This is a genomic window from Plantibacter sp. ME-Dv--P-095, from assembly GCF_030209365.1.
Lineage (GTDB): Bacteria > Actinomycetota > Actinomycetes > Actinomycetales > Microbacteriaceae > Plantibacter.
Genome location: NZ_JARVSB010000007.1, coordinates 448,024 through 458,290 on the forward strand (window position 1 = coordinate 448,024; position 10,267 = coordinate 458,290).

At 71.2% G+C, this 10,267-nt stretch carries 10 protein-coding genes; all 10 read left to right on the forward strand.

The window, feature by feature from the left end:
- The 10 genes from QRN26_RS12100 (at position 1) to QRN26_RS12145 (ending at position 10,138) form a co-directional block, all read left to right on the forward strand.
- Complete coding sequence (locus QRN26_RS12100; RefSeq protein WP_056007592.1) at positions 1-312, forward strand: transcriptional regulator; 312 nt, start codon at positions 1-3, stop codon at positions 310-312.
- On the forward strand, positions 309-1,220 hold the full coding sequence (locus QRN26_RS12105) for an ABC transporter ATP-binding protein (RefSeq protein ID WP_285037025.1): 912 nt from the start codon (positions 309-311) through the stop codon (positions 1,218-1,220). The genes QRN26_RS12100 and QRN26_RS12105 overlap by 4 nt, the downstream gene beginning before the upstream one ends.
- Positions 1,220-1,975, forward strand: a complete 756-nt coding sequence (locus QRN26_RS12110) for an ABC transporter permease (protein WP_056778494.1) — start codon at positions 1,220-1,222, stop codon at positions 1,973-1,975. Before QRN26_RS12105 ends, QRN26_RS12110 begins: the two co-directional genes overlap by 1 nt.
- A 198-nt stretch (positions 1,976-2,173) precedes the next feature.
- Complete coding sequence (locus QRN26_RS12115) at positions 2,174-3,658, forward strand: aromatic amino acid lyase (protein WP_285037026.1); 1,485 nt, start codon at positions 2,174-2,176, stop codon at positions 3,656-3,658.
- Between the two features lie 207 nt (positions 3,659-3,865).
- Positions 3,866-4,735: an ABC transporter ATP-binding protein gene (locus QRN26_RS12120; RefSeq protein WP_056007581.1), complete on the forward strand. Its 870-nt coding sequence runs from the start codon at positions 3,866-3,868 to the stop codon at positions 4,733-4,735.
- Positions 4,732-5,442 (forward strand): ABC transporter permease, encoded by a 711-nt coding sequence (locus QRN26_RS12125; protein WP_056778490.1) that lies wholly within the window; start codon positions 4,732-4,734, stop codon positions 5,440-5,442. Before QRN26_RS12120 ends, QRN26_RS12125 begins: the two co-directional genes overlap by 4 nt.
- The gene (locus QRN26_RS12130; protein WP_082455878.1) at positions 5,439-6,251 is read left to right on the forward strand and encodes an ABC transporter permease; all 813 of its coding nucleotides are present in this window, start codon (positions 5,439-5,441) and stop codon (positions 6,249-6,251) included. The genes QRN26_RS12125 and QRN26_RS12130 overlap by 4 nt, the downstream gene beginning before the upstream one ends.
- Positions 6,252-6,342: 91 nt before the next feature.
- Complete coding sequence (locus tag QRN26_RS12135; protein WP_056007572.1) at positions 6,343-7,278, forward strand: ABC transporter substrate-binding protein; 936 nt, start codon at positions 6,343-6,345, stop codon at positions 7,276-7,278.
- A 130-nt stretch (positions 7,279-7,408) separates the two neighbouring features.
- A complete protein-coding gene (locus QRN26_RS12140; RefSeq protein ID WP_056778486.1) occupies positions 7,409-8,188 on the forward strand; it encodes a DUF1684 domain-containing protein in 780 nt (259 codons plus the stop codon).
- Between the two features lie 21 nt (positions 8,189-8,209).
- Positions 8,210-10,138 carry a thioredoxin domain-containing protein gene (locus tag QRN26_RS12145; RefSeq protein WP_285037032.1) on the forward strand — a complete coding sequence of 643 codons (1,929 nt, stop codon included), beginning with the start codon at positions 8,210-8,212 and terminating at the stop codon, positions 10,136-10,138.
- The last annotated feature ends 129 nt before the right edge of the window (positions 10,139-10,267 follow it).

Here is a 10,267-nt window from a genome sequence, read left to right on the forward strand (position 1 = left end):
ATGGACGAACTCGACCCCCTCATCCACGCACAAGCCCGCCTGCGCATCATGTCGACACTCGCGGCGATCGATGCCGACAGCAGCATGTCGTTCCCCCGCCTGCAGGAGATGCTCGACATGACCGCCGGAAACCTGTCCACCCACCTGCGGAAACTTGAGGACGGCGCCTATGTCCTCGTCACCAAGACCCACCGGGGACGCACTCCGGTCACCTACCTGGAACTCACCACGCTCGGGCGCCGCGCGTTCGAGGACTACATGACCGGGCTCCGAGCGATGCTCGGCGGCGCGACGGGAACGGGGACATCATGACGACCACACCACTGGCCACCCTCGAGGGCGTGACGCGACGCTACGGCGACGTGACCGCCTTGGACGACGTCGACCTCAGGATCGAGCCGGGTTCGCTCGTCGGGCTCCTCGGCCCCAACGGCGCCGGCAAGTCCACCGTGCTCTCCCTGCTGCAGGGCACGCGACGTCCGACGAGCGGCACCGTGACCCTCTTCGGTGGCGATCCCGCCCAGGCGGTCAACCGCACCCGGCTCGGATCGACCCCGCAGGAGACGGCACTCCCGCCGACGCTGCGGGTGGGCGAGGTCGTCGACTTCGTCGGACGGCACTTCGCCGACCGCGTGCCGACGGACGTCCTGGCCGAGCAGTTCGGTTTCGGCGAGCTCATCCGACGCCAGACGGGCTCGCTCTCGGGCGGCCAACAGCGGCGCCTCGCGGTCGCGCTCGCGTTCGTCGGAAAACCGCGTCTCGTGCTCCTCGACGAGCCGACGACGGGCCTCGACGTCGACGCACGCCGCACCCTCTGGGACGCGATCCGCCGGCAACGCGAGCTCGGTGCGACGATCGTCCTCACCAGCCACTACCTCGAGGAGATCGAGGCACTCGCCGAGCGTGTCGTGGTGCTGGGCGGCGGACGGGTCATCACCGATGCGCCGCTGCGCGAGGTGCTCGGGCTGGTCGGCATCCACCGGGTGCGACTCCGCAGCACCGACCCCGCGTCGGTGGAGCGGCTCGCCGGGGTCGTCCAGGCGAGCCGGGACGGGGACGCCGTCGAACTCGACGTCCGCGACGCCGACGCGTTCGTGCGCGATCTCGTCCGGTCGCAGGTCCCGTTCACCGATCTCGCCGTCCGCGGCGCGACCCTCGAGGAGGCGTTCCTGACCCTCACCGCGGACGCCCGGGCGATCGTCGGACGGAGCGCCGCCTGATGGCCACGACGCTCCAGCTCACCACCCTGCACGCCCGGTACTCCCTGCTCGAAACGGTGCGCGTCCCGATCGCGGTGATCGGCTCGCTCGTGTTCCCGGCGCTCTCGCTGTTGTTCTTCGTCGTCCCGCAGGCGCAGGTCGCCGGCGACCCCCGCATCGCGACCCAGGCGGTCATCTCCCTCATCGTCTTCGCGGTGCTCGCGAACGCCCTGTTCGGCTTCGGGCTGACCATCGCCCAGGCGAGGGAGCAGGCGTGGGATCCGTATCTCCGCACGCTCCCGGTGACGGGTGTCGCCCGGGTCCTCTCGCACCTCTGCTCGGTCGGCCTCCTCGGGTTCGCGGCCGTCGTACCGGTCGTCGTGCTCGGTGCGCTCCTGACCGCGGCCACCGCGACCCCGCTGGGACTCCTCGGCGGCGTCGTGGCGCTCATCGTGGGTGCCATGCCGTTCATGCTCCTGGGCACCGCGATCGGGTACGCCCTCCCCAGCAAGGCCGCGATCGCGGTGGTGCAGGTGGCCATGTTCTCGTTGGCCTTCGCCGGCGGACTGTTCATCCCGCCGTTCCTCTTCGCCCCGTGGCTCGACCGGTTGTCGATGTTCCTTCCGAGCCGCCAGACCCGGGAGCTCGTCGTCTGGGCGGTCCAGGGCGGCGAGTTGCCGTGGTGGTCGTGGGTCGGGGTCCTCGCGTGGACGCTCGTCCTCACCGTCGTGGTCCTCGCCCTCTACCGCCGCGACGAGGGCCGCCGCTACCGCTGAGGTCCGCCGGCACCCCGTCGCTCCGGCCGTCCCCACGTCCCGTCATACGTCGACACACGCCGTGCGCCGGTCGCCAGGCGCTCGTACGCTGACGTCCATCCCGGCCGGTCCACGGCCCCTCGACGAGCGGATGGAGCGACCCGTGTCCAGCAGCGCAGACCAGATGAACGCCGCCGACCGGCCGACCGGTGCGCGCTGATGGGAGCGCCTGTGGTGTTCGGCACCGGTCCGATCTCGGTCGACGACCTCGTGGCCGTGTCCCGCGACGACGCGATCGTGGTCCTCGACACGGCGGCGCTCGACCGCATCGGTGCGGGGCGGGCCATCGTCGACCGGCAGACGGCGGCGGTCGGAGTCGACGCGCCGGGCCCACCGTCCCGAGGCCCGGGCGCGGGACGAGTGGCCCCGCGCACCGCGACGCTCGACGCGTCGGCGGTGGAGGAGCGCGTCGTCCATGACCGCCGTGGCGGCATCGGTCTCCCGCTGTCCGTGGACCGAGCTCGGGCGGTGGTCGCCGCCCGGCTCGCCGGATGGACGCGTGGCGCATCCGGGATCCGCCTCGAGACCGCCGTGTTCGTCGCGGAACTCCTCAACCGTGGCGTGACCCCGGTGATCCCGTCCATCGGATCCGTCGGTGACGGCGACCAGACCCACCTCGCGCCCGTCGCGACGCTCGTGATCGGACAGGGGGAGGCGGTCCTCGCGGGCGAGCGGCTCTCCGCACGGGTCGCCCTGTCGCGGGTCGGGCTCGCACCGCTCGGCCTCGCGGTGCACGAGGCGCTCGCGTTCGTGCACCACAACGCCTACTCCCTCGGCGTCGGCGCACTCGCGCTCCACCGGCTCGGTGCGCTCAGTCGGCTGGCCGACACCACGAGCGCACTCTCGTCGCGGGCCGGTGCGCCGTCAGGACTCGGCGAGCGAGGACCGGCGTTCGACGCGACCGTCCTCGCCGGCAGCCCGTCGGCGGGCACCCGGGCGAGCGCCGAGCGGATCACCGAGCTGTTGGCGACGCCGGTGCGCGCGGACGGTGCGCGCGGTGAACGGGATCCGGACGGACTGCGGCTCCGGGCGACCCCGCAGATCAACGGTGCCCTCGCCGACGAGGTCACGGCGGCCGTCCTGCTCGTCGAAGCGACGCTCGCAACGGCCTCGGATGATCCGCTCGTCGATCAGGCGTCGGGTGTCCTCCGGAGCGGCGGTCTGCTGCATGGCGCGCGGCTCGCCCGTGCCTTCGACGGGCTCCGCGCGGCCGTCGCGCACACCGCCGCTGCCGCCGAGCGACGGCTCGCACGCATCGACGGAGGTGAGGTCGACCACCGCGAAACCGGGCACCGGCTCGTCCCGCATCGGCTCCGGCAGTCGGCGGCGGACCTCGTCGCCGAGCTCCGCGTGCTCGCGACCCCGGTCGTCGCCACCGGCGTGCCGGATGAGGCCGCGGACGATCCTGCTTCGTTCGCCGGGACCTCCCTCCGACTGCTGGAACGCTCGACCGCCCTCCTCGCGGACGTCCTGGCGGTCGAGGCGGTCGTCGCAGCGGACGCGCTCGGTCCGGCGGAGCACGACGAGTGGTCCGTCGGGTTCTCGGTCGCCCACGCTGGCCTCCGGTCGGCGATCGAGCAGGAGCAGCATGGTCAGCAGCTCGTCGCGGCGGCGCTCGCCGCGCTCGGCGTCGACCGCTCCTGAGGGACCCGTCGGCCGGACGGTGCCGGTGCGCGCCGTCGCATGCCATGTATTTCGACACGTGTCGAGGGGGTGGGCGATGTCGGTACCCTCCGGTAGGTTCGGACCACCGACCGAGAGACGTTCAGCGAGCCACCGACCGCGGCGGCGACGACCCTTGGAAGACGACCTGTCACGAACAGCCGTGCAGAGAAGAGGCATCGGTCCAGCATGATCTCCTTCGAACACGTCTCCAAGCGCTTCGACGACGGCACCCTCGCGGTCGACGACTTCTCCCTCACGATCCCGTCGCGGTCCACCACGGTCTTCGTCGGATCCTCCGGCTGCGGCAAGACCACCCTCTTGCGCATGATCAACCGCATGGTCGATCCGAGCGAGGGCCGCATCGTCATCGACGACGAGGTCGTCTCGGCGGTCGACCCCGTCCGGCTGCGTCGCCGCATCGGGTACGTCATGCAGAACTCCGGCCTGCTCCCGCACCGCACCGTGATCGACAATGTGGCCACGGTGCCCATGCTCACCGGCATCAACAAGAAGCAGGCCCGGGCGGACGCCCTCACCCTGCTCGACACCGTCGGACTCGACCGCTCGCTCGCCGACCGCTACCCGAGCCAGTTGTCCGGCGGGCAGCAGCAGCGCGTCGGGGTCGCGCGAGGTCTGGCGATCGACCCCAACATCCTCCTGATGGACGAGCCGTTCGGCGCCGTCGACCCGCTCGTCCGGGCTGAACTCCAGCGGGAGCTGCTCCGCCTGCAGCGCGACATCGCCAAGACGATCGTGTTCGTCACCCACGACATCGACGAAGCGTTCCTCCTCGGCGACCAGGTCGTCATCCTGCAGAAGGGCGGCCACATCGCCCAGGTGGGTTCACCGGCGGAGATCGTCGCGGAGCCGGCGAACGACTTCGTCGCCCAGTTCATCGGCGCCGACCGCGGCCAGCGCACCCTGCACGTCGAGCGGGTGGGCGGACGGGACGTCGTCGTCGACGAGTCCGGGCGCCCAGCGGGCGTCCTCGGAGACCGCCGCGATCCCGGTGGGCCACAGGGCAGGGAATCGGCCGAGGGCGGCGCGTCCAGATGAACTGGGTCATCGCGAACTGGAGCATGATCTGGGAGCTCACGCTCACCCATGTGCAGTTGAGTCTTCCCCCGATCATCCTCGGGTTCCTCATCTCCCTGCCGCTCGGCTGGCTCGCCCACCGGTACCGGTGGTCGCGCGGGGTCCTGCTCACGGTGAGTGGCATCCTCTACGCGATCCCGTCGCTGCCGCTGTTCGTCCTCATGCCCTCCCTGATCGGGACGAAGATCCTCGACCCGGCGAACGTCGTCATCGCCCTGACCATCTACGCCGTGGCGCTCCTCGTGCGGACGATCGCCGACGCGCTCGACGCCGTCGACGCCGGCGTGCGGCAGTCGGCGCAGGCCGTCGGGTTCTCGACCGGCCAACGCTTCTGGCGGGTCGAGTTCCCGCTCGCCGGCCCGCTCATGCTCGCGGGCATCCGGGTGGTCTCTGCCAGCACCATCAGCCTGTTGAGCGTGGGCGCCCTCATCGGGGTCACGAACCTCGGCTACCTGTTCACCGACGGCTACAACCGCCAGTTCCCGATCGAGATCCTTACGGGTATCGTCGGGACGGTCGTCATCGCGATCGTGTTCGACGTCCTGCTCGTCCTCCTGGGGCGCCTGCTCATGCCCTGGACGCGTATCAGCTCGAAGGGGGCGATCCGTCGCCGTCGCGCCGCCACCGAGGCCCGCGAGTTGGCGACCACCGGGGGAGGAGTCGCATGATCAACTTCCTCGCCGCGTTCGCGTGGATCTTCGACCCGGAACACTGGGAGGGTCCTGGCGGCATCCCCGTGCGGGTGCTCCAGCACCTCGGCGTGACCGGCCTCACCGTCCTGATCGCCTGCCTCATCGCGATCCCGCTCGGGCTCCTCATCGGGCACACGGGCAAGGGGCGTGAGCTCGCGGTCGTCATCACCGGGTCGCTCCGCGCGCTCCCGACGCTCGGCCTGCTCTCGCTGCTCGCTCTCATCACGCTCGGCTGGGGCTTCTCGAGCACGAGCCTCGTCCCCGCGATCACGGCACTCGTCGTGCTCGCCGTCCCGCCGGTCCTCGCCGGCGCGTACGGCGGTGTCGAGGCGATCGACCGACAGACCGTCGACGCCGCTCGCGCCGTCGGCATGAACGAGTGGCAGATCCTCGGCAAGGTGGAGATCCCCCTGGCGCTGCCGCTCATGATCGGTGGCGTCCGTTCGGCCGTCCTGCAGACGATCGCGACCGCGACGGTCGTGGCCTTCCTGACCAACGGCCCCGGGCTCGGCCGGTACATCCTCGACGGCCTGCCGGTGCGCGACTACGCGCAGATGCTCGCCGGATCGATCATCATCATCGTTCTCGCCCTGCTGCTGGAGGGCCTCTTCTCGCTCCTCCAGCGAGCGGTCGTCCCGCGCGGTGTCCAGGCGACTCACGCCCGCGTCGACGAGACCCGCTCGCGCGGTGCCGGCGCAGGTGCCGGCGACCGATCGACGTCACCGGACCCCGAGCTCGCAGCGGCGGAGACAAAGATGCAGACCGCAGCGCACCGGATCGAGTAGCACTCCGAACCCTCTCGGGCGCCAGCATCGCCCGAGGCACCATCCCGCACAACGGCACCACCGTTCTCGTCCATCACAGATAGGAAACCTCATGTTCACCATTCGACAGGGTCGACGCCTCGCCGTCGGCATCGCGGCGACCGCCGCAGCAGCACTCGCCCTCAGCGCCTGCTCCGCGGGCGATCCGACCGCCGGCGAGACCGCCGCTTCGGACACCATCACCGTCGGTTCCGCCGGGTTCCCCGAGTCCGAGATCATCGCGCAGATCTACATCCAGGCGCTCGAGGCGAACGACATCAAGACCGCCGAGTCGCTCAACATCGGCGCCCGCGACGTCTACATCGCCGCCCTCGAAGACGGGTCCATCGACCTCGTCCCCGACTACAGCGGCAACCTGCTGCAGTTCTTCGACGACTCGGCGACGGCCAAGTCGAGCGACGAGGTCTACTCGGCGCTCCAGGAGGCGACTCCCAAGGGCTACGAGGTGCTCGACCAGTCGAAGGCCGAGGACAAGGACTCCTACAACGTCACCAAGGAGTTCAGTGAGGCGAACAACGTCACGAGCCTCGCCGACCTCGCGTCCCTCACCGTCCCGCTGGCCATCGGTGGGGCTCCTGAGCTCGCCGAGCGTCCGTACGGACCGAAGGGCCTGACCGAGGTCTACGGTGTCCCGGCCGACAAGCTCACCTTCGTGCCGATCAGCGACGGCGGCGGCGCGCAGACCACCGCGGCCCTGCTCGACGGCACGGTCCAGATGGCCGACATCTACACGACCACCCCGTCGATCGCCGCGAACGACTTCGTCACGCTGGAGGACCCGGAGAACCTGATCCTCCCGCAGAACGTCCTCCCGCTGATCAACTCGGACAAGGCCAGCGACAAGGTCAAGGAGGTGCTCAACGCCGTGTCGGCGGAGCTCACCACCGAAGACCTCATCGAGCTCAACGCCCGCAACCAGGGCGACGAGAAGGCGGCACCGAAGACCCTCGCTGCCGACTGGCTCAAGGACAAGAAGCTCTTCAACTAGTACGGCACCACCTCGATGGCGTCGCCCGGTCCGCCGGGCGGCGCCATCGCGCTGTTCGCGGTGAGCGCATCCGGGCGAGGCGGGATGTCCAGGGGGGCTGTGCGACGCCTGGAGTTGGTACCGTCGGGGTATGAGTTCCGAGACCCCCGCCGAGTTCATCGCGTCCTGGACCGCCTGGCACACCGCCCGCGAGCGTTCGGTGCGCGCGCCGCACGGGATCGCCGCGCTGCGCTTCACGCACTGGTTGACCGAGGAGGCGACGCCTCTGGAAGGCGCTCCGGGCACCTGGCGTGCCGATGACACCGGCATCGTGGGCGAACGGCTCACCGGCACGGGCCTCACGACACCGAGCGGTGCGCAGATCATGACCGACCGCGTCGAGCTCGTCCACGGTGAGGAACTGCACTTCGGCGACGCCCTCCTGCGCGGCATGGAGCGCGACGGCGCCTACGCCCTCCGAGTCCTCGATCCCGAGGCTCCGACGCGCACCGCGCTCTCCGGGATCAGCGCCTTCGCCCCGGACGTCTCGTGGATCAGGCCCGCCCGATTCGTCCCCTCGCCCGGGGTGACGGTGGAGACCGAATCCATCGACGGCCACGTCACGACGGAGACGCCGGTGGGCCGGGTCGAGTTCACGCTCGGCGACGAAGCCGTGTCCTTGACCGTCACCGGCGGCCCGAACGGGCTCTGGGCGGTGTTCTCCGACGGCACGAGCGGCGACGAGACCTACCGGTTCCGGTTCATCAGCATGCCGGCGCCCACCGCAGACGGACACGTCCTCGTGGACTTCAACCGCGCCTACCTGCCGCCGTGTGCGTTCAGCGACCACTACGTGTGCCCGCTGCCCGCCCCGAACAACCGGCTCCGGTCCCGCATCACGGCGGGCGAGCAGCTGCCGCTCGGTCGATAGGGATCGGGCGACGGACCCGACATGACGAACCGGCTCGCCGGGGCGATGAGCCCGTACCTCCGCTCCCACGCCGAGCAGCCGGTCGACTGGTACCCCTGGGGGCCCGAGGCCTTCGAGGAGGCCGCCCGTCGTGACGTCCCCCTGCTCGTGTCGATCGGGTACTCGACCTGTCACTGGTGCCATGTCATGGCGCGGGAGTCTTTCGCGGACGAGCGGATCGCGGAGCTGCTCCGCCGTGACTTCGTGGCCGTCAAGGTCGATCGCGAGGAGCATCCCGACGTCGACGCGAGCTACCTCGCCGCGGCCGGGGCGTTCACCCGGGAGCTCGGCTGGCCGTTGAACGTCTTCGTGACGCCTCGCGGGCATGTGTTCCACGCCGGCACCTATTCTCCGCCGGTGCCGCTCCGGGGCCACCCGTCCTTCCCGCAGGTGCTCGAGGCGGTCCGGGTGGCGTGGACGGAGCGTCGAGAGGACGTCGTCGCCAGCGCCGACGGCCTCGCCCGCGCGATCGCCGAGGCGATGACCGCCCCTGAAGACGCGTCCGTGCCGGGGCCCGAAGACCTCGACGCCGCGGTCGCGATCATCGAGGGCCTCGAGGACCGCGACCTGGGCGGATTCGGCACCGCCCCGAAGTTCCCGATGGCGCCGGTGTTCGACGTCCTGCTCACGCCACGCGAGGGGGAGGCTGCTCGCCGCGGTGTCGACCTCGCGCAGCGCACGCTCCGGACCATGGGGGCGTCGGCGCTTCGCGACCCCGTCGAAGGCGGGTTCTTCCGGTACGCGGTCAACCGCGACTGGACCGAGCCGCACTACGAACGCATGTTGACGGACAACGCGCTGCTGCTCACCGCGTACGTGCGGGCCTGGGCGGAGCGACCGAGCCCGTGGGCCGCCACCGTCGCGACCGGGATCGCCGGCTTCCTCATCGACACCCTCCAGCAGCCGAGCGGTGGCTTCGGGTCCGCCCAGGACTCGGAGAGCGTCGTCGACGGCGTCCGGTCGGAGGGCGGCTATTACCGGCGCGACGTGCACGGCCGAGCGACGCTCGTTCCGCCCGCGGTCGACCGCAAGGTGCTGTCGGGGTGGAACGGACTCGCCATCGGTGCGTTGGCCGAGGCGTCGACGGTCCTCGACCGCCCCGAGTGGCTCGAGGCCGCCCGGTGGGCGGCCGACGCGGTCGTCGAGAACCATCTGCTGCCGGACGGCACCCTCGCGCGCGCCTCGCTCGACGAGCAGCGCTCGGGGGCGGCGGCGGCCCTGGAGGACTACGGGATGCTCGCCACCGGATTGGTGCGTCTCGGCCTCGCGACGGGTCAGGTGCGCTACGCGGAGCTCGCCAGGGACCTCGTCGAACGATGCCTCCCCGAGGGTTCCGGGGCCGAGGCGTCAGGGGCCGGTGCGCCGACCGCTGTGGCCGGGTTCGTCCTGCCGGGTGGTGGAGACCCGGTGCTGGCCGCTCACGGCACCCGCGTTGACGGCGACCCGTCGGAGGGCGCCTACCCGTCGGGGATCTCCGCGCTCGGCCAGGCGTCGCTGCTGCTGTACCAGCTCTCGGCGGACGGGCGCTTCCGGGCGGCCGCCGAGGGCGCCGTGCGGTTCGCCGCGTCGGCGGCGCTGCGGGCACCGACCGCGTTCGGCGCGAGCCTCGGACTGGCCGCATCGCTCGGGGAAGCGGCCTCGCAACTCGTCGTCGTCGCGCCGGATCACGTCCGCACCGACGAGAGCGAGGACCGGGTCACGGCCGCTCGGGCGATGCGTGACGCCGTCAGGACGCGACGCGACGCGGTGGTGACGGTGGTCACGGATCAGGAGGCCGCCGCCTGGGCTGCTGCCGGCTTCGGCCTCTTCGCCGAGCGGACGAGCCGGGACGGTCTGCCGACCGCCTACCTCTGCCACGACTTCGTGTGCCGCCTGCCCGTGACGGACGTGGCAGCACTCGACCCACGGTGATCGGGTCACCCGCCGAACGACGCTGAGGCGCCCGACCCCGCCCGAGATGGCGGCGCGACTCAGCACTCGATGACGTTGACCGCGAGGCCGCCCTCGCTGGTCTCCTTGTACTTCGTCGACATGTCGACG

Coding starts and splice junctions, on each gene's coding strand:
- QRN26_RS12100 (WP_056007592.1), top strand. CDS start 1: ATGGACGAACTCGACCCCCTCATCCACGCACAAGCCCGCCTGCGCATC.
- QRN26_RS12105 (WP_285037025.1), top strand. CDS start 309: ATGACGACCACACCACTGGCCACCCTCGAGGGCGTGACGCGACGCTAC.
- QRN26_RS12110 (WP_056778494.1), top strand. CDS start 1,220: ATGGCCACGACGCTCCAGCTCACCACCCTGCACGCCCGGTACTCCCTG.
- QRN26_RS12115 (WP_285037026.1), top strand. CDS start 2,174: ATGGGAGCGCCTGTGGTGTTCGGCACCGGTCCGATCTCGGTCGACGAC.
- QRN26_RS12120 (WP_056007581.1), top strand. CDS start 3,866: ATGATCTCCTTCGAACACGTCTCCAAGCGCTTCGACGACGGCACCCTC.
- QRN26_RS12125 (WP_056778490.1), top strand. CDS start 4,732: ATGAACTGGGTCATCGCGAACTGGAGCATGATCTGGGAGCTCACGCTC.
- QRN26_RS12130 (WP_082455878.1), top strand. CDS start 5,439: ATGATCAACTTCCTCGCCGCGTTCGCGTGGATCTTCGACCCGGAACAC.
- QRN26_RS12135 (WP_056007572.1), top strand. CDS start 6,343: ATGTTCACCATTCGACAGGGTCGACGCCTCGCCGTCGGCATCGCGGCG.
- QRN26_RS12140 (WP_056778486.1), top strand. CDS start 7,409: ATGAGTTCCGAGACCCCCGCCGAGTTCATCGCGTCCTGGACCGCCTGG.
- QRN26_RS12145 (WP_285037032.1), top strand. CDS start 8,210: ATGACGAACCGGCTCGCCGGGGCGATGAGCCCGTACCTCCGCTCCCAC.